Below are 19,328 nucleotides of genomic sequence, written 5' to 3'. Positions count from 1 at the left end.
TAGAAATGAACACAAAGGGGCGTTTGGCTAATATGAAAGAAAATGAAAAGGTAATTATGGAAAAAGGGATTCATACGGATTTTAAGGAGAATATGACGTACGGAGAGTATTTACAGCTAGATAGCTTATTATCTAGTCAACAAAGATTATCAGATCATCATGATGAAATGTTATTTATCGTCATCCATCAAGCGAGTGAGCTTTGGATGAAACTAATTTTACATGAATTGAATGCAGCGATTGAATCTATTAAACAAGATAAATTACCACCAGCTTTTAAAATGTTAGCACGTGTATCAAAAATTCAGTCGCAAATTATTCAATCTTGGGATATTCTTGCGACATTAACGCCATCAGAATATATTGAGTTCCGCGATTCACTTGGTCAGGCTTCAGGTTTTCAATCGTATCAATATCGAATGATTGAATATGCACTTGGTTATAAAACACCACATGCATTAAAAATTTATGAAAAGGACCCAGAATTACATGCTCGTCTTCATAAAGCACTTCATGCACCAAGTTTGTATGATGTGGCGATACAAGCCCTTGTTAAAGCAGGATTCCCAATTCATAAAGATGTGTTAAATCGTGATGTTACGCAGCCTTACGAAGAGGATGCAACTGTAGAAGCGGCTTGGATAGAAGTATATGCGGACGTGCAGAAATATTGGGATTTATATCAGCTTGCAGAGAAATTAATCGATATTGAAGACTGGCTACAACAATGGCGTTTCCGTCATATGAAAACAGTAGAACGAATTATCGGTCATAAAATGGGAACAGGTGGCTCTTCTGGCGTATCTTATTTAAAGCGAGTGCTTGATCAATGCTTCTTCCCAGAGCTTTGGAACGTTCGAACGAAATTATAAAAATAAACTTGTCAGCTATTAAATGCTGGCAAGTTTATTTTTTTGTTTTAATAACAAATATGATTTAATAGAGAGAACGAGATGAACTACAAATATTACATAACCGTTTAGATGGAGGAAGATTTCTTGAATTTCGAGCAATTACAAAATAAATTTGAAAAGAAAAAGGTTAATACATTTCTTGTTTATCAAAAGGGGGAATTAACGACTGAGTACTATAAAACGATAGACTGTGCAAATGACTTATTTAAAATTAATTCGATTACAAAAAGTATCGTATCTATATTAATTGGTATCGCAATTGATAAAGGATTTATAAATAATATACATACACCAATCACAACATGGATTCCCAATGTACCGGAGAAAAAAAGGGAATTAACACTGTATCATTTATTAACGATGACAACAGGAGAAGATTGGAAAGAGTTCGGAAATGGGGTTGTTTTCCCAAATGATTTTGTGGAATCAGACAATTGGGTGCAATACATTTTAGAAAAGCCGCTTATTGAAGAAATGGGTACGAAAATGAATTATAATTCAGGTTCTTCCCATTTACTTAGTTACATCATTCAAGAATCAACTGGAATGTCGACGGAGCAGTTTGCGAAAAAGTATTTATTTGAGCCGTTAAACATTACGGAGTATGAGTGGCAACAAGACCCGCAAGGTATATATGTTGGCGGATTTGGTATGAAAATGAAATCTATAGATTTATTAAAGTTAGGAAAAGTATGTTTGAACAATGGATATTGGAAGGGAAATGATATTGTATCATCGAAATGGTTAGAAGAATCAAATACAGCTATATTCGAAACGTATGAACATGTCGGAGCATATGGATATCACTGGTGGGTATTAAATAACGAAAGATTTCACATACCGTATTGTATGTATTTTGCTATGGGATACGGAGGGCAATACATTATTATCATTCCGCAGTTAGAGCTCGTAGCTGTAATTAGTAGCCACATGCCAAAACGTGGCCTCGTACCATTAAAGTTATTTATAGAGCATATAAAAGAGAATTCCGATCATAAGTAAGAAGAGAAATGAGGTGTTTTATGAGGAGTGCAAAGATGATAGCGATTTATAGACTGTTATTAAGTCTTCTAGCGTTTAGTGCACTTATTACTCAATTTGTTACAAGGGCACAAGTGAAACGGTTCAATCCAGTTAACTTTTTTAGTTTCTTCACAATTGAAAGTAATATTTTAGTGGCGGTAATTCTACTATTTAGTAGCTTGGGGACAGCCCTATTTGGACGTTCCGAGCAGTTTGGAGTTCTTCGCGGCGCAGCTACAGTATACATACTGACAACAGGACTTATTTATTTTTTGTTATTAAGGGGATTAGAAGAGTCACTTCAAACACCGATACCGTGGGTAAATACTGTGCTTCATTACATCATGCCGTTAGCGATGATTTTAGATTGGGTTATAAATCCACCTACAAAGACCATTACATGGAAACAGGCTGCGAGTTGGCTTGTTTTCCCGCTTTTATATGTTGTCTATAGCTTAATCCGCGGTTCATTCGTGAATTGGTACCCATATCCGTTTCTGGATCCGAGAATAGGTGGATATGGGAGAGTGCTTTTATATAGTATCGGAATAGCGGTTGTAATTGGAGCTATTTGCGGATTAGTAAAAATGTTAGGAAATCGATCTTTGCATATAAAAAATAATCCTCCTTATTAAGGAAGAAGTACATAAAGAAACCTCTGTCTGTATGTAAAGACGGAGGTTTTTTTGTTTTACCGACTTGTCTTCTGAAAGGACATCTTTAAAAATTCCTCTGTTTTCGTATCAAACTCTACATCCACAAAAACACCATACTCTTTTCCACCCTCACGTAGCCATAATTTAAACTTTTCAACTGTTATTTGAACAGTTTTTGGTTGTCTACCTATATGAAGGTAATCGATAATCTCAGCTTTCGGATATTGTTCTTTCGTTTTTTCAACGGCTAGTTTACCCCATTTTGCATAGGGTGGCTGTGCGTGAACAATAGATGGGTCGGTATGTATATTTGAACATATTGTTATTAAAAAAAATATAAATGCTGTACGTACGAAGAATCGCTTCATAATAAGCTCCTTTTATTCTTTTTGTATATTGTTTACATATTTCTTCAAGCATATAAGTTTGGATTTTTTTGTCTTCTTTACATAAAAGCGAGGGTTTTACAAAACATAACCATGAAATCATTTCCGTAATTAAGGAGGGAAATACATGCGTCAAAAAGCTGTTTTTAAGATAGCGATTTTGCTTGTCTTTATCGGGCTATCTTTAATGGTAAGTAGTATACAGACCAAAAATGTGGAAGCCTTTTCTAATCAAGTGATTCAAAGAGGGGCATCTGGAGAAGATGTCATTGAACTGCAAACTCGTTTAAAATATAACGGATTTTATACGGGGAAAGTTGATGGTGTTTTCGGATGGGGTACATATTGGGCGCTTCGAAACTTTCAGCAAAAATTCGGATTGCCAGTTGATGGTTTAGCGGGTGCTAAAACGAAGCAAATGCTTGTAAAGGCAACGAAGTATGATAAGTCGACCGCTAATAAAGATACTACAACTAATAAAGGGAACAGTGGTGGAGGTACACAGGAAAATAAGCCACCAAAAAGTACAGGGACAAATGTTCCAAACGGTTATTCTCAAAATGACATTCAGTTAATGGCAAACGCTGTATACGGAGAATCCCGTGGTGAGCCGTATTTAGGACAAGTTGCAGTAGCTGCGGTTATTTTAAACCGTGTCACAAGTGCATCATTTCCAAATACTGTTTCAGGAGTAATCTTTGAGCCGAGAGCATTTACAGCAGTAGCAGATGGACAAATATATTTAACGCCAAATGAAAATGCGAAAAAAGCCGTATTAGATGCGATCAATGGATGGGACCCAACTGGGAATGCATTATATTATTTCAACCCAGATACTGCGACAAGTAAATGGATTTGGACTCGTCCACAAATTAAAAAAATTGGTAAGCATATTTTCTGTAAATAGAGCGGAGGTGGAAACATGTTACGAGGTATTATCATCGTATTGTTAACAGTAGGTGTAGTCGGAACAGGGTATTGGGGCTATAAAGAGCATCAAGAGAAAAATGCAGTATTAATTCGAGCGGAAAATAGTTATCAGCGTGCGTTTCATGATTTAGCATATGAAGTTGATTTATTACACGATAAAATTGGAACAACACTGGCGATGAATTCACGTTCCTCATTATCGCCAGCTTTAGTAGATGTATGGCGTTTAACATCAGAGGCTCGTTCTGATGTAGGACAATTACCTTTAACATTAATGCCATTTAATAAAACGGAAGAGTTCCTTGCGAATATCGGTGATTTTAGTTATCGTGCAGCGGTTCGTGATTTAGAAAAAGATCCGTTAAATGATCAAGAATATAAAACGTTACAAGGTTTATATTCAAATGCAGCAAATATACAAGATGAACTGAGAAAAGTGCAGCATCTTGTATTGAAGAATAATCTTCGCTGGATGGATGTAGAAATGGCTCTTGCGTCAAACCAAGATCCAGCAGATAACACAATTATCGATGGATTAAAGACGGTAGAAAAGAATGTAACATCATACTCGTCCACAAACTTTGGACCGACTTTTACAAGTGCACAAAAGAATAAAAAAGGCGGATTTGAAGCAAAAGGAAAGGCGATTTCGAAAGCGGAAGCGGAAAAAATCGCGAAATCATTTTTAAACTTAAAAGGGAATGAAAAAGTAGAAGTTGAGAAAAGTGGAAAAGGTGCAAAAGAATCATTCTACAGTGTGAAAATTCAAGATCCAGCAACGAACAATGAGTATTATATGGATATTACCGGAAAAGGTGGATATCCAATTTGGGTAATGAACAACCGAGAAATTAAAGAGCAAAAAATCAGTTTAAATGATGCAGGAAGTAAAGGATTAACATTTTTAAAGGATCACAAGTTTACAAATATGGAGCTGTTTGATAGTTCTCAATATGATAATATCGGTGTGTTTACGTACGTTGTAAATGAAAATGGAGTGCGTATTTATCCAGAAGCAATCCAAATGAAAATTGCTTTAGATGATGGGTCGATTGTTGGTTTTTCTGCAAAGGAATATTTAGCATCACATCAAAAACGAACGATTCCGAGTGCGAAGCTAACCGCTGCTGAGGCGAGAAAGAAAATTAACCCCGATGTAAAAGTTATGGAAGAACGTAAAGCTGTAGTAGTAAATGACTTGCATAATGAAGTACTTTGTTATGAATATATTGGTACTTTAGGGAAAGATACGTACCAAATTTTCATTAACGCAAATAGCGGTGCAGAAGAAAAAGTGAAGAAGATGCAAGCTGTTGAGAAAATTTATGATTAAACATCAATGATAAAGTGGTGAAAATAATGAAAATCATTATATATATGTTAATGCTTTGTTTCGTTATTACTGGATGTAGCATTGGAAAAAAAGACAATCCTAATGAAAAGCCAGAACAAAAAAATGTCTCGATGAAAAATGTTACGTATACAAATAAATCAAATAAGCCAAATGAAAAAGCAGCTGATCATCTGGCATCTTTAGCTGCAAGTATACCTGGTGTAAACGATGCGACAGCAGTAGTAGTTGGGAAGTATGCTGTTGTAGGTATTGATGTGAAAGCGAAACTTGATCGAACTCGCGTTGAGTCAATTAAGTATTCTGTTGCAGAGAGTTTGAAGAATGACCCAAACGGTGCAAATGCAGTCGTTGTAGCAGATGTTGATACGTATGAAAGACTAAAACAAATAGGCAAGCAAATTAAAAAAGGTAAAACTGGTGAAGGCATACTTGATGAATTAGCAGCAATTGTTGGCCGAGTAATGCCGCAAGTTCCAAATGATATGATTGAAAATAGAGAAACGAATCCGATTAAAGATAATGATAAACAATTACCAAAAGATGAAGAACAAGAGCTACGAAAAGAACAAGAAGATCAGTCAAATAACCATTTGAAAAAATAGTGAAAACCCCGTACTAAATTGTACGGGGTTTTTCTTCAAGATTAAATATTCAGTTTATTTTTAAGGGAATATATGGTTTAATAATGAGGGGAGGGACAGCCGTTATGATGAAAAAAAGCGCACTCATATTAGGTAGTTTATGCATAGGTTTTAGTATGACAGCGTGTGACCAGAAGAAAGAAGTGAAGAAGAAAACAGCTATGTCTTCTACTATAACGGAAAATAAAAAGCAAGAGACCATTAATATAAATCATTTCTCAAATATTAATGAAGGAATGACTTATTTAGAAGTGAAAGATTTAATCGGTTTTGAAGGGGATTTACTCATAGAAGAAGGGGAAGAACATTCTACACGAATTAAGCAAATTTTTGCTTGGAAAGGAAACGATCCAAAATCATTTGCTAAAATAACATTTTTGGATGGAAAAGTGCATTCTAAAACACAGCAAGGTTTAAGTTAATAACTTGAAGGAATGGGAGAGTTGAGCATGAACATACATACAAGCGAAATACAATTAGTGCCGTATAAGGAGCAATATAAAGAGATAATACAATCATTTACTTTACCAAGTGAACAAGTTCAATTTACAGCGAATCCAGGTGAATTACTGGAGAAAGCGAAAAATGATCGAACGAAAAATGTAGTTGTTATTTTAGACTATAACGGAGTACCTGTCGGTGTATTTATATTACAAACAGGTGATAGGGTACAGGAGTTTACAGAAAATAAGGATGCCATACTTTTAACTTCTTTTTCCGTTAATCACAATAAACAAAAGAAAGGATATGCTAAAAAATCATTGGCGTTATTACAAGACTTTGTAAAATATTATTATCCAATAAAAAATGAAGTGATTCTCGCTGTAAATGAAAAAAATATTCCGGCACAAAAGTTATATGAGAAAGTTGGATTTCAAGATAAAGGGTTTAGAAGAATGGGACCAATTGGACAACAATTCATATTACATTTACCTATAACGAGATAATGAGATAACAAAGCTTACTCTTGAAAAAAATCATGTAGTAAGTTTTTTAATTTGAGATATTTTCCGTACATGATATGTTAGATGTATTAAAGTAAGTATTCGAGAAACATGAAGGTGCAAAACAATTCGCTTGTTAAGCATGTAAATATGTGAGGGGTAATCATATGACAATTTATATTGCACTACTACGGGGAATTAATGTAGGTGGACATAAAGTAATCAAAATGGCAGATTTGAAAATAATATTTGAATCAATAGGATTAAAAAGAGTGAAAACATATATTCAAAGTGGAAATGTAGTGTTTGAGTCAGAAGAAGAGATAAGTTTTTTAAAGGAACGAATTGAATGTGAAATTAAGAACGTTTTTGATTTCAATGTTCCAGTCATGTTACGAGCAAATGATGAATTTATTAATATTATTAAAAAGTGTCCTTACGAGACCCATTCGTTATTAGAAGGAGAAAGTGTACATGTGGCCTTTTTAGCTAATCCACTTTCTGAAGAAGACAGTAAGCGGTTACTTATGTACAAAAGTGACATAGAAGACTGCCATATCGAAGGAAGAGTAGTGTATTTATTTTTCAAAAAAAGTATTCGAAATTCTAAACTAATGAACCAGTTTCAAAAATTACATACGCCAGCTACAGTAAGGAACTGGCGGACTGTGAATAAGCTGAAAGCAATAGCAGAAGGTATTTAAACATAAAAAAGTGGTTTTCTGCATTTAGAAAACCACTTTTTTTATTTATATTGTTTGGCGACAATGAGTTCAACGATAGGATAAATAAAGAATGAAGAACAAAGCGCTATAAAAAGGGGAAGGTTTTTTACACCATCCAAATTGGAACCCATAGAAAATCCTTCTGACCAGAATAATATAAGAAACATAACACCTACAAGAACAAAATACGCGATTTTAAAGCTTTTATATGTAATTTGTTGTCCCATCTCATCTTGACTTTCTTCTGACACGCCGTGAAGATCTCCCCATGTAATATGATTGATGAGGTAACTAAGTATTAAAGCGCTTGTGAAAATTGTTCCACCTAAAATCGTACCTTCAGTAATGTATTTATAAGCTCCGTGTATAAGTACTCCGAGTAATGATAAAACGGTTGTTATTAAAATAAATTTTTTATGATTCATATTAGAACAACACCTCCACTTTTGTAAAAAACTCTTTACATCCATAGTATAAAATCGGAAAAGTTTTATGTCAAATGTTTTTTACATATGAAGTGAATGTTTATGATATTTTGTTTAAAGGATGAAGAAAAAATTACATTACATTTGAATGTAAAAGAATGGGCTCGCATATATTTGGAAGGGATGTCAGATTAATTTAGGGGGTAGTTATGTCTATTCTTTTAAAAGCGGGTGCAGATGCAGGAAATAATGGTTTGAAGTTAATGGTGAAAGGGCAGGAACCTATTTTTATTCCGAGTATTTATTCTTTATATATAGGTGAGTCTACGGGGTTGTTAGATGAGGGTGAAGTTTCATCGTCAGAATTAGAGAATCACATTGATGTGACCATTAGTTCTCCATCGCTAATGTTAAATAATGTACGATACATCGTTGGAGAAAAAGTGATTCAAGATCAATTAAAAGGTACTGAAGTGGAGAAGAAATCAAATAAATCTACTGATGAATTAATGGTCATTACAATCCTTTCAGGTTTAGCGATAAGTGCTATGCGTCAAAGTCCAACTTCAAGTCATATTAATATTCGTTATGATTTATCTGTTGCTCTTCCAATGCAACTTATTACACAGGAAATTGCTGCTGAAAATGCGAAACGGTATATGGGTAATCACAAGGTCATATTCCATTATCCAAATGGACGCGATGTTACGATTAATGTTTCTATTGAGTTTTGTAAATGTCTACCTGAAGGCGCTTCTGGGACGTGGGGGATTGTATATGATGAGGAAGGAAATGTTGTGAAACATAAAATAGAATGTGAACAAAATCAAGTTTCAGAAATTGATTTTGTAGATAAAACTTTATTGTCTTTTGATATTGGCGCGGGGACAACGGAAGAAGTTGTTTCATTAGGGGTAAATTTCCGTCCGCAATTAAGTAAAGGATTATCGTACGGTGTAAAAGAAACGTTACTACAAATTATTACGAGATGGAATCGGAAATATCCTACGAAAACAATTGATAGCATTACAGAATTTAACCAAATTTATTTAAATGAAAAGCACCCAAGAAATGCATTGTTAGTTGAGGAATCGCAGCCAGCATTTTTAGGTTTAGCAGCACGTGTCGCAACGGATATTATTAACAAAATTGATGATATGAAAGACGATCCATATGTATTTATTTATGGTGGGGGCGCAGTTATTATTAAAAATAGCTTAAAAATGATTTTGAAACAAAAAGGACGCTTGAAAAATGTGATCTTTGTAGATAACCCGTTATTCACCAATGCTCGTGGTTTATTAGTATATACATGCTCGCCAAAATATAGAGAGCATAAGCAAAAAGAGTTAGGGTTTACAAACTTAACGATAAGTTAGTTGGTGGAAGTATGCGATCTAGGCGATATAAACGTGGTGATCGAGTGAAAATTAATATTAATAAATCGGTATCGCCTGAAATGATTGCTTGGCTTAATAAACAATCTAATCCAACTAATTTCTTTTTCTTTGCGGCCCAGCAATTATTTAAACAAGTAGGAGATATTGATGTATCAAAAACCTTGCCAAGTAGCCATGTTTTTTCTTTATATATAGAACCATCATCTCTATTAAAAGTTGAAATGAATCCATTTAAACACGTACCACTAGAAAATAGTAAATCCACCGAAAATGTAAAAAAAAAATCGTGGGAATCTGTTGACCAGTTAGATTGTCCATTTTTTTAAGCATAGAAAAATATAGGTAGAGCCCATCACTATACATACGAATGCAGTGATGGGTTTTTGATATTGTATCGTAATCTTTATAAAGTGAAACTATAATCAGTGGGGGTTTTGTTCATCCCCCACTGATTATTAGCCTTCACCAATCGGGCGTTTACTGCCCACAAATAGCGGGATAAATAGAAGGGGCAAAACAATTTGTGCCCCTTCTATTAGTTGTTCTTATCTTATACGGGATATATGTTCTGAAACTGCTTTAATAATTTTATCCCAGTCATCGGGATGAATCTCGTGCCCTGTACCTTCGAGGGATAATAGCTTTGAGTTCGGAATTTCATCAATAAGTGCGAGTCCATGTTCAAGTGGAAGAGCTGTATCATGCGTACCATGAATTACTAAAGTAGGTACTAGTAACGACTTTAGTATACCTTCATAAGAATCATCACCTGTAAGGAGGGCGTGATTAAACATACTTAATAGATTGTTAGCACGTTCTATTTCTTGCTTTACTTGTTTTAAAGTTCTTGCTTCATCAAATATACGCTTTGATCCACAGAGTAGACGTGATCCTGTAATTAAATATTTCGCTATAACATCTTTATTTGTCCAATCTAAATTTGCACCATTAGCATGATGTGTCAAAATTCTTTCATCCATTGGAGGCAAATCACGAGTATTGTTATTAGATCCAATAACGCTTGTTGCTAGTAATGTTAAGGTCAAAATTCTTTCTGGGTGTTTTACTGCAGCAATTTGAGCAATCATACCTCCTAATGACATGCCAAAAAGGTGTGCCTTGTCAATATGATACGCATCGAGTACTCCGATTGCATCTTCAGCCATATCTGCTACAGTGTAATTGGAAGTCCCAGGCTCATATGTAATAGAGCGACCAACATCACGGTTATCATAGCGAATGACAAATCTTCCTGTGCTAGCTAACCTTTCACAAAATTCTTCATCCCAATAAACCATTGAACACGTAGCTCCCATAATTAATAATATTGCTGGGTTATTAGGATTGCCAAAGCTTTCTGTACATATATCGATACCGTTTACTTTGAAAACTTGTTCACTCATAGCACACTCTCCGTTTCATTTAAAGGTCATTAATAAATAAAGAGAAATATAACTTTGGGTGTTTCTTAGGCGTAAATTAGATTGTATTTAAGTGAAATAAATGTTTTTTGCACTCATGATGCTTAATTAGTAGAGTAGCATAAATATCACCTCCTAACATATTTATTGTCATCCAAGGCGGAAAATTTTGAAAAATAATTGTTTGTTATTACAATAAACAACAAGGGGGAGAGGAAATGAAAGCAATTGCTATTGATCAATATGGTAGTGTTGAAGAATTACAAGAAAGACAAGTTCCTAAACCAGTTGTTAAATGTAATGAAGTATTAATACGTATACAAGCAACATCTGTCAATCCTGTTGATTGGAAAATAAGAAAGGGAGAATTACAAGAGAAGCTGCAATTTTCATTTCCAATAATATTAGGTTTAGATGTTGCTGGAGTAATTGAAGAAGTTGGAGAAGATGTGGACCATTTCAAAATAGGAGATAAAGTGTTTACGAAACCAGAAAATATAGGGAAAGGCTCCTATGCTGAATACATTACAGTGAAATCAGATTTAGTAGCACATATGCCAAATAATATTAGTTTTGAAGAAGCTGCGTCTATACCTCTTGCAGGACTAACAGCTTGGCAAAGTCTTGTTGATTACGCACAAATAAAAGAAAATGATCGAGTATTAATTCATGCTGGAGCGGGCGGAGTAGGTAGTTTTGCAATTCAAATCGCAAAATCATTTGGCGCCTTTGTCGCTACAACTGCAAGTAGTAAAAATGAAGAGTTTTTAAAGTCTTTAGGTGCTGACCTCATTATTGATTATAAAAAAGATAAATTTGAAGAGCTACTATCAGATTATGATATTGTGTTAGATACAATCGGCGGAGAAGTACAAGAAAAAAGTTTTCAAATTATTAAATCTGGTGGTGTTCTAGTTTCTATCGTTCATGAACCACGTCATGAAGTAAAGGGCATAAAATCAGGGTTTTTATGGTTGAAACCAAGCGGAAAGCAATTGGACGAATTATCTGTTTTGATTGAGCATGGAAAAATTAAACCTATCATCAGTAAGGTTGTTCCGTTTAATGAAAAAGGCGTTAGAGAAGCTCATATTTTGAGTGAAAGTCAGCATACTAGAGGGAAAATTATAATTACGATGGAATGATATTTACATAAATATACGAGTGGTGACTATAAAAAATAAAAATTGTCACCACTCATATAAACTACAATTTTTGCACGACAAAAGTAATCGCATTCGTATTTAATTGAATGTGTTTACCGTTTCGTACAATATCATACGCTAAATTTTTTATTTCAACTTTTACTTCTTTCCATTCGTTATAAACGCCTTTTAGTGTACGTATCATTTCTTCCGTAGAAAGGTTAATTTCAATTAAAGCATCTAATTCTTCTCCTGTTTCTAAATCTATTTCTTGAATGTTAGAGTTAACGATTAAACAATTGATACCGCCACTCTTTGTCCCATTTTTCATAGTCTGAAGCACTTTTTTAAAATCGTCTATTGATCTAACATGTTCTAAACTTGATACTGCAACGATGTAGTCATAAGTATTAGGAGCAATATAGTAGTCTTCAATTGCTGCTTGTTCCGTTTTTATGTATTCAAATACACCATATTCTTTGCTATAAACTTGTAACTTCATTAAAGCCGAATCGAGTAGATCAACACAAGTAACAGTGCCGCCACTATTCGTGATTTTTTGTGCAATCGGAATACTGTTTCTACCGACACCAGAGCCAAGGTCAAGTATTTGTAGGTCTTTCTGTTCTTCAAGATAGTTCAGCATGTCCATAACTGTTTTAACAGGTTTATAAAGCCAAGATCCCGCTTCGAATAATTTATATTGTTCATAGCAAAGATCGTGATACTTTTTCTCTTCTTGTCTTATGTAATCGATTCTGTTCATAGTGTTTCAGCTCCAATAGTTTCATGGCGAAATGAATAGGTTCGACAACCTTTAACATTCATTTGAATTCGAAATATACCACCAGCATGTGGGTACTGTTTTAATTCCACATCGGTCATTCTTGTTCTGGCTGTTGTGATATATAAATCGGTCAAATTAGGTCCTCCAAATGTACACGACGTTACATATAAAGCAGGAATCGGAATACTTAAAATCTGTTCTCCAGTCAAGGGATTCCATCTAGTAATCTTCGAGCCTCCCCAATGTGCAATCCATAAACAACCTTCTACATCAATTGTCATACCATCGGGTAGACCTTCATTTTCAGGGAAGATGATAACATCTGTTGGATTGCTAATTACACCAGTATGTATATCATAATGAAAACGGACTACTTTTTTTGTAGGTGTATCAATAAAATAAAGGTATATATCGTCAGGAGACCATGCTATGCCGTTTGATGTATTTACATGTGCAACTTTTTTATCTACGTTGAAATTATTGTTTAAACAATATAAGGAACCAGCAGCATTAATACCGTATAAGTCTGTAGTGCCTGCCCAAAAGCGGCCGGCTGGATCGCATTTTCCATCGTTAAAGCGGTTTTCTAATAAATCTGGTTCAGGGTCATAAATATGTGTAAGTATTTTTGTGTCAAGATTAAGAGAATAAAAGCCTTGTTCCATTGCTACTAAAACTTCATCGTTCGTATATGGAACAACACAACCGATTTGTTGGTCGAGAGTGATCGCTCGGTTTGTTTTTTTAACAGGATTATAAAGACATAATTTTTTCCCGATAATATCAACCCAGTATAATAATTGTTTCTTCTCATCCCAGCAAGGACCTTCCCCTAAATTCGCCTTAGCATCAACGACTAATTCTATATTTCCGTGCAATATGTTTCACCTCTATTCATTAAAGCTATATATAAAGTTCGATAAGAAGAGAGGTAAACCTTTCACTGAAATGAAATTAAGATTTCCAGTGTAAGAAAAGAGGGCCTTATCAAGTAATTCGAAAATAGCGTATAGACATGGGTAGGAAAATGCATATGATGTTTTATGAAATTGTCTATTTTTCATGTGAAAATGTATTTCGCGTATACGAAGGAAGCGGAAAATATAGGGAATTCAAGAGAAATCCGGAGGGGAAATATTGTTGTGATGAATGTAGTCATAAAATTCAACTGGAAGCGATAAAACATTTTTTTAGATAGTTATATGCTATTTGTTTTCGTTCAGAAAAATTTGACAAAGTATTTGTTATAAATTATCATATGTAAAAACTAATATTCAAAATGGCATTGAAGAGAAGAGTAGTTAAGAATGAATACATACAGAGAGCTCCGGTAGCTGAGAAGGAGAGGTGAAAATCTTAATGAAAAAAGACTTAGAGCTGCGCAAGGAACTAATTCATTTAGGGATGGTGCGACGGGTTCTCCCGTTATAGAGATAGGGTATAAGCATGTTTTGCCGTACCTGAAGAGGTTAATATGGTGATGTATTAACAAACTGAGGTGGTACCGCGAAGTTAATAACTCTCGTCCTCAAGATGAATAATCTTGGGGGTGGGAGTTTTTTTATTGCATAAAACTGAAAATGTGAAAATAAAAATACAATTGAGGTGAGTGGCATATGCATTGGGCGTATGAAGTAGCACATGAATTAATTAGAAAACATCCAAACAAAGAAACTTTTGTTTGTGCAGCTGGAATTAGTCCATCTGGTTCTGTTCATATTGGGAACTTCCGTGAAATAGTAACGACTTATTTCGTTGTAAGGGCTCTGCAAGATTTAGGGAAAAAGACTCGTTTTATCTTTTCATGGGATGATTATGACAGGTTTAGAAAAGTTCCTAAAAATATTGATCCATCTTTTGCAAAATATATTGGTATGCCATACTGTGATATTCCTGATCCGTATGGGTGTCATAACTCGTACGCAGAGCATTTTGAAAAAGAGTTTGAGAAATCGCTACAAGCATTTGGGATTGAAGTGGAATTCATATATCAATATGCTGAATATAGAAGCGGAAGGTATAACGAAAACATATTAGAGTCTTTGTATAAAAGAAAAGAAATATATGATATTTTAATGGGTTTTAAAACAGGAATACACCGAGAAGAAGATAGAGAAAACTTTTATCCCGTTACGTTATATTGTGAGAGGTGCGGGAAAGATGCAACAACTATTACACATTTTGATGAAGTATTAAAAACAGTTCGGTATGACTGTGAATGTGGAAATCAAAATAAATTATCCGTATTAAATACAAGTCAAATGAAACTGAATTGGAAAATCGATTGGCCGATGAGATGGATGATAGAGGATGTTATTTTCGAACCGGGCGGAAGAGATCATTCATCGGAAACCGGTAGTTATAATGTATCAAAAGAAATTGCAAGGAAAATATTCAATTGTGAAGCCCCCCAATACGTTGCTTATGATTTCATTGGAATTAAAGGGCATCATGAAAAAATGTCCAGTTCTTCAGGGAATAGCATTACACCTATCGACTTATTAAAAGTGTATGTACCAGAAGTGATTCTTTTTATGTTTGCAAAATATAGGCCCGGCGCAGCTTTTCATATTGGACTTGATGAAGATGTGATTCGCAATTATACAGAGTATGAGAGATTGAAGGATAGTTATGAAAATAAAACACTCAAAAATGAAGATTTATTTGATGCAATTAAACTTTCTAGACTTGATAGCCGATTTAAAGAGTATCCAAAGTTTAGTCAAGTAGCAGGAACTTTACCGTTATTAAATTTTGATTCATCTATTTTACAAGATATATTAGAGAAAATAGATAGGAGCTATGCATTACCTGAAATGATAGCGATAAGTAATCGTGCTGAGTATTGGATAAGAAACTTTCAATCTAAAAAATTTATTGCGGTAAATAAAGAGAAAAATACGGAGTTTTATAACACATTAGATGAACGGCAGAAAAAATGGCTAGTAGAAGTTTGTAAACTAATTCGTTCTAATAACGATCATTCTAAACTAATGGAGCAATTGTATACGATTTGTCATCATGAAAATAAAAAAATAATGAAAGAAAATCAAAAGCAATTATTTACCATTTTATATAGGCTCATTATGAATCAATCAAGTGGTCCACGTATACCATTATTAATACATGTGGTAGGCGCTAGAAAATTCGTCACATTATTAGATTTCTAAAATACAGTTAAAAGCAACGCAAGTACCCAATAGAATAGGTACTTGCGTTGCTTAATTTTTACTATCTTGAATACATTTTTGGACATTCATCACCACTTGGTTCGTAAAAGCAATGGCTTTTAAATTGCCCTGCAAACGGCTGATTATACCATTCGGGTGGACAAGCTCCAACTGGACGAAAATACCAAAGAGCCCATCGTGCTGGCCAGCGCCATTCACCTTGTAAAACTTTTCTTGCGATTTCTTTTTCTGATTCACGGGCGCGTTGGTAAAAATATCCGAATTGCACTGCTTCGAATCCGCCAGGGCTTTGATATACTGCATCACGCACAGATCGAAGTTGTTTAAAATCTAAACAATCACAAAACACACGATTTACGACAACACAGCCAACAAGTTGTTCACCTTGTCGTCCTTCACCTTCAGCTTCAGCTCGAATTAAACGAGCTAGTAAATCAACGTCACTTTCGTTGTATGGAATAAGGGGCATTGTAATACCACCTTTCTTTACCTGTTATAGTAAAGAGTGTATGTTTCAAAATGAGCTAAGTGCATTTTTCTTGAAAATAACTACTAATTTTAAAAAGGAGCTTATGCAGATAAAAGCTAATTATTATATAGAAGATAAAAACGAAAAAGGAGAGGTACTATGCATCGTATTCATAAAGAACATATCATTTACGCAATGTCACCAGAAAATAATCCATGTATTGAAGTAGAAATTGGGAGCCGTCTTGTATTTGAAACATATGATTGCTTTGAAAATCAAATTGATTCTGAAGATGTTGTGTTTCAAGAATTAGATTGGAATCGAATAAATCCAGCGACCGGACCTGTATATATTAAAGGTGCAGAACCTGGTGATATATTAGTCGTAACGATTGAAAAAATTAAAATTGCAGAGCAGGGTGTTTTAACTACAGGTGCGAACCTAGGTGTAATGGGTGATGAGCTAAATGAAAATACAGTAAAAATTGTCTCAATACATAATGGACATGTTTCATTTTCAAATGAACTGCAAATTCCAATTAATCCAATGATTGGTGTGATTGGTACTGCACCGAAAGAAGAGAGTATTTCATGTGGTACACCGCATGATCACGGCGGGAATATGGATTGTAAAGAAATCAAAGAAGGTACAACGTTATTATTACCTGTAAATGTTCCTGGTGCTCTTTTAGCATTAGGCGATTTACATGCTGCGATGGGTGATGGTGAAATTGGTGTTAGTGGAGTAGAGGTTGCTGGTGAAGTAACTGTAACTGTTCAAATTATAAAAGAAAAGACATGGCCAATACCAATGGCTATCCAAAAAGAAAAAATAATGACAATCGCTTCTGAGAAATTGTTAGATGATGCAGCTAGTCGTGCTGTATGTAATATGGTGACATTTTTACATGAAGAATTAGAAATGTCTAAAGCTGATGCAACTCTTTTATTATCAGCAGCAGGTAATTTGAAAATTTGCCAAGTTGTGGATCCACTAAAAACGGCGCGGATGGAACTAGGAAGGGAATATGTGGAGAAGTTAGGATTTTCTCTAAATGAATTTCATATTAAATAAGAAAAATAGAAAAGGATACTTTTGTATAAAAGTATTCTTTTTCTATTTTACGGATTTTGTGAAAAGAGGTAGTATTTATATAAGTATATTTGGGATTGTGGATCAAAAAGGAGTTCAGAGATGGTTAAAATTATGATTGTTGAAGATGATATGAAAATTGCAGAGCTATTATCAACATATGTTGCGAAATACGGTTACCAAGGAATTATTGTAACGAATTTTCAAAATGTGTTAGACATATTTTTAGAAGAAGAACCGGAGTTAGTGTTATTAGATATTAATTTGCCAAGTTTTGATGGTTACTATTGGTGCCGTCAAATTCGCGGGGTTTCTACATGTCCAATTTTATTTATTTCGGCTCGTGAAGGTACGATGGATCAAGTTATGGCGTTGGAAAATGGTGGCGATGATTTTATTCCGAAGCCGTTTCATTATGAAGTTGTAATGGCGAAAATTCGTAGTCATTTAAGACGTGCTTATGGAGACTATGCACCGAAACTAGAAGAACGAATGGTTGAGCAACAAGGTCTTAGTTTATATCCCGAAAGACTTGTATTAAAACTTAGGAACCAAGAGGTTGATATAACGAGAAACGAAGCCATTTTATTAGAGATGTTAATGAAAAACTATCCGCGTGTTGTGAGTAGGGAAGTATTATTAAATAAATTATGGGATAGTGAATCCTATGTTGATGATAATACATTAAGTGTAAATACAACACGTGTGCGTAAAAAGTTAAAAACGTTACATATTGAAGGAGCAATTGAAACAATTCGTAGTGTTGGATATAGATTACATATTACTTGGGATAATGGTATGGAAAAATGATAAGGTTATTTATACGTGATCATATACCACTTATTTGTTTTACTGCGATCCAACTACTAGCCATATTCTTAGTTTATTGGTTTGATGGGCATAATCATATTTCAACGGCATTATATGCAATGTTTTTAGGTGCTTTTTTTATGGTAAGTTATTTAGTATTTCGTTATTTTACACATCGTTCTTTTTATGAACGTTTAGCAAATCCGTTGCAATCTTTGGATGAATCTGTTCAAAAATCTGATTTTGCAGTTTTATCTACTGCTCTCCAAGATTTGCTCGAAGTACAATATCGACATTATCAAAATCAGCTCCAGTTACAAGAGAGGAAAAATAATGATCATTTAACCTTTATGAATCAGTGGATTCATCAAATGAAAACACCTTTATCTGTAATAGAATTAATTACACAAGATGAAGTGGATTCACGTTTTGAAAGTATTAATGAGGAAACAGATAGGTTAAAAAAGGGTTTAGAGATGGCACTGTATGTCGCACGTTTAGAAGCATTTACACAAGATTTTTATGTAGAAAGAGTACAACTACATAAAATAGTGAATGATTCCGTGCATGAACATAAACGCTTTTTTATTCGGAATTTTGTATACCCAGAACTTGAAATTGATAAGAGTATTACTGTAGAAAGTGATGCGAAGTGGTTACAATTTTTAATTGGACAAATAATATCGAATGCGATTAAATATTCATCAGGTAGTAGAGAAAAGATTAAAGTGAAAGCACGTAAGGAAGGTAATACAGTTGTACTTGAAATTACCGATAGTGGCGTAGGGATACCGAAGCAAGATTTACCAAGAGTATTCAAACCTTTCTTTACAGGAGAAAACGGTAGAGATTTTAAAGAATCAACTGGAATGGGGCTCTATCTTGTATATGAAATTACGAAACAATTAGGGCATAGTGTAGAAATCCATTCAGAAGTTGATAAAGGTACCGTTGTACGAATAATATTTTTTAATGTGTAACAAGTGAACAAGGCTAAAGAACTTTGGAGATAAGT

The 19,328-nt window shown here is 34.3% G+C and carries 23 protein-coding genes and 1 other annotated feature; of the genes, 17 read left to right on the top strand and 6 right to left on the bottom strand.

The genetic code is table 11. The annotated features are described in order from the left end of the window. Positions 1-32 precede the first annotated feature (32 nt). The 3 genes from kynA to MR066_RS01185 all read left to right on the top strand — a co-directional run bounded on the left by kynA (position 33) and on the right by MR066_RS01185 (position 2,572). Positions 33-872, top strand: coding sequence for a tryptophan 2,3-dioxygenase (gene kynA, locus MR066_RS01195; RefSeq protein ID WP_242245681.1), 840 nt, complete (start codon positions 33-35; stop codon positions 870-872). 126 nt (positions 873-998) lie between these two features. Beyond that, on the top strand, positions 999-1,916 hold the full coding sequence (locus MR066_RS01190) for a serine hydrolase domain-containing protein (protein WP_242245680.1): 918 nt from the start codon (positions 999-1,001) through the stop codon (positions 1,914-1,916). 20 nt (positions 1,917-1,936) lie between these two features. After that, positions 1,937-2,572, top strand: coding sequence for a Pr6Pr family membrane protein (locus tag MR066_RS01185; RefSeq protein WP_242245679.1), 636 nt, complete (start codon positions 1,937-1,939; stop codon positions 2,570-2,572). 56 nt (positions 2,573-2,628) lie between these two features. Here the strand turns inward: MR066_RS01185 and MR066_RS01180 are convergent, their stop codons facing one another. Next, the gene (locus tag MR066_RS01180) at positions 2,629-2,961 is read right to left on the bottom strand and encodes a DUF3889 domain-containing protein (RefSeq protein ID WP_088039514.1); all 333 of its coding nucleotides are present in this window, start codon (positions 2,959-2,961) and stop codon (positions 2,629-2,631) included. Positions 2,962-3,106: 145 nt separating this feature from the next. Here MR066_RS01180 and sleB point away from each other — a divergent pair, with 145 nt between their 5' ends. The 6 genes from sleB (at position 3,107) to MR066_RS01150 (ending at position 7,552) form a co-directional block, all read left to right on the top strand. After that, on the top strand, positions 3,107-3,886 hold the full coding sequence (gene sleB / locus MR066_RS01175; protein WP_002013086.1) for a spore cortex-lytic enzyme: 780 nt from the start codon (positions 3,107-3,109) through the stop codon (positions 3,884-3,886). A gap of 15 nt (positions 3,887-3,901) precedes the next feature. Beyond that, positions 3,902-5,242, top strand: coding sequence for a germination protein YpeB (gene ypeB / locus MR066_RS01170; protein ID WP_002032722.1), 1,341 nt, complete (start codon positions 3,902-3,904; stop codon positions 5,240-5,242). A gap of 26 nt (positions 5,243-5,268) precedes the next feature. Next, positions 5,269-5,865: a YhcN/YlaJ family sporulation lipoprotein gene (locus MR066_RS01165; RefSeq protein WP_002085166.1), complete on the top strand. Its 597-nt coding sequence runs from the start codon at positions 5,269-5,271 to the stop codon at positions 5,863-5,865. A gap of 104 nt (positions 5,866-5,969) precedes the next feature. Continuing rightward, entirely contained in the window at positions 5,970-6,326 is a 357-nt protein-coding gene (locus MR066_RS01160; RefSeq protein ID WP_002127693.1) for a hypothetical protein, read from the top strand. Positions 6,327-6,353: 27 nt separating this feature from the next. Continuing rightward, positions 6,354-6,851, top strand: a complete 498-nt coding sequence (locus MR066_RS01155; protein ID WP_242245678.1) for a GNAT family N-acetyltransferase — start codon at positions 6,354-6,356, stop codon at positions 6,849-6,851. Between the two features lie 164 nt (positions 6,852-7,015). Further along, positions 7,016-7,552 carry a DUF1697 domain-containing protein gene (locus MR066_RS01150; RefSeq protein WP_242245677.1) on the top strand — a complete coding sequence of 179 codons (537 nt, stop codon included), beginning with the start codon at positions 7,016-7,018 and terminating at the stop codon, positions 7,550-7,552. A gap of 41 nt (positions 7,553-7,593) precedes the next feature. Here the strand turns inward: MR066_RS01150 and MR066_RS01145 are convergent, their stop codons facing one another. Continuing rightward, positions 7,594-7,998, bottom strand: coding sequence for a hypothetical protein (locus MR066_RS01145; protein WP_113936334.1), 405 nt, complete (start codon positions 7,996-7,998; stop codon positions 7,594-7,596). Between the two features lie 209 nt (positions 7,999-8,207). On the opposite strand from MR066_RS01145, the gene MR066_RS01140 reads away from it, so the two are divergent. Together MR066_RS01140 and MR066_RS01135 are read left to right on the top strand one after the other, a co-directional pair. After that, entirely contained in the window at positions 8,208-9,377 is a 1,170-nt protein-coding gene (locus MR066_RS01140; RefSeq protein WP_002013097.1) for a ParM/StbA family protein, read from the top strand. Between the two features lie 11 nt (positions 9,378-9,388). After that, positions 9,389-9,724 (top strand): hypothetical protein, encoded by a 336-nt coding sequence (locus MR066_RS01135; protein WP_002085171.1) that lies wholly within the window; start codon positions 9,389-9,391, stop codon positions 9,722-9,724. Between the two features lie 219 nt (positions 9,725-9,943). Here the strand turns inward: MR066_RS01135 and mle are convergent, their stop codons facing one another. Then, complete coding sequence (mle, locus tag MR066_RS01130; protein WP_242245676.1) at positions 9,944-10,801, bottom strand: BCA family alpha/beta fold macrolide esterase; 858 nt, start codon at positions 10,799-10,801, stop codon at positions 9,944-9,946. A 236-nt stretch (positions 10,802-11,037) separates the two neighbouring features. On the opposite strand from mle, the gene MR066_RS01125 reads away from it, so the two are divergent. Next, complete coding sequence (locus MR066_RS01125) at positions 11,038-11,964, top strand: NADP-dependent oxidoreductase (RefSeq protein WP_242245675.1); 927 nt, start codon at positions 11,038-11,040, stop codon at positions 11,962-11,964. 61 nt (positions 11,965-12,025) lie between these two features. Here MR066_RS01125 and MR066_RS01120 read toward each other — a convergent pair whose 3' ends face one another. Together MR066_RS01120 and MR066_RS01115 are read right to left on the bottom strand one after the other, a co-directional pair. Beyond that, positions 12,026-12,730: a class I SAM-dependent methyltransferase gene (locus MR066_RS01120; protein ID WP_242245674.1), complete on the bottom strand. Its 705-nt coding sequence runs from the start codon at positions 12,728-12,730 to the stop codon at positions 12,026-12,028. Continuing rightward, positions 12,727-13,629, bottom strand: a complete 903-nt coding sequence (locus tag MR066_RS01115; protein WP_242245673.1) for an SMP-30/gluconolactonase/LRE family protein — start codon at positions 13,627-13,629, stop codon at positions 12,727-12,729. Before MR066_RS01115 ends, MR066_RS01120 begins: the two co-directional genes overlap by 4 nt. 149 nt (positions 13,630-13,778) lie before the next feature. Here MR066_RS01115 and MR066_RS01110 point away from each other — a divergent pair, with 149 nt between their 5' ends. Then, on the top strand, positions 13,779-13,949 hold the full coding sequence (locus MR066_RS01110; protein WP_242245672.1) for a DUF2197 domain-containing protein: 171 nt from the start codon (positions 13,779-13,781) through the stop codon (positions 13,947-13,949). Positions 13,950-14,027: 78 nt separating this feature from the next. Then, positions 14,028-14,284: a binding site (T-box leader), on the top strand. 83 nt (positions 14,285-14,367) lie between these two features. Continuing rightward, positions 14,368-15,921 (top strand): lysine--tRNA ligase, encoded by a 1,554-nt coding sequence (gene lysS / locus MR066_RS01105; RefSeq protein WP_242245670.1) that lies wholly within the window; start codon positions 14,368-14,370, stop codon positions 15,919-15,921. Between the two features lie 61 nt (positions 15,922-15,982). Here the strand turns inward: lysS and MR066_RS01100 are convergent, their stop codons facing one another. Then, positions 15,983-16,411 (bottom strand): cell wall hydrolase, encoded by a 429-nt coding sequence (locus MR066_RS01100; RefSeq protein ID WP_002085180.1) that lies wholly within the window; start codon positions 16,409-16,411, stop codon positions 15,983-15,985. A gap of 159 nt (positions 16,412-16,570) precedes the next feature. Here MR066_RS01100 and MR066_RS01095 point away from each other — a divergent pair, with 159 nt between their 5' ends. The 3 genes from MR066_RS01095 (at position 16,571) to MR066_RS01085 (ending at position 19,293) form a co-directional block, all read left to right on the top strand. Next, on the top strand, positions 16,571-17,485 hold the full coding sequence (locus tag MR066_RS01095; RefSeq protein ID WP_242245668.1) for an acetamidase/formamidase family protein: 915 nt from the start codon (positions 16,571-16,573) through the stop codon (positions 17,483-17,485). Positions 17,486-17,605: 120 nt separating this feature from the next. Then, positions 17,606-18,313, top strand: a complete 708-nt coding sequence (locus MR066_RS01090) for a response regulator transcription factor (RefSeq protein ID WP_242245667.1) — start codon at positions 17,606-17,608, stop codon at positions 18,311-18,313. Continuing rightward, on the top strand, positions 18,310-19,293 hold the full coding sequence (locus MR066_RS01085) for a sensor histidine kinase (RefSeq protein WP_219302524.1): 984 nt from the start codon (positions 18,310-18,312) through the stop codon (positions 19,291-19,293). The genes MR066_RS01090 and MR066_RS01085 overlap by 4 nt, the downstream gene beginning before the upstream one ends. The last annotated feature ends 35 nt before the right edge of the window (positions 19,294-19,328 follow it).

This window comes from Bacillus cereus group sp. BfR-BA-01523, from assembly GCF_022662615.1.
Classification (GTDB): Bacteria; Bacillota; Bacilli; order Bacillales; family Bacillaceae_G; genus Bacillus_A; species Bacillus_A mycoides.
Note: the sequence above shows the minus strand (reverse complement) of the source record. Positions and strands in the feature narration are given on the sequence as shown.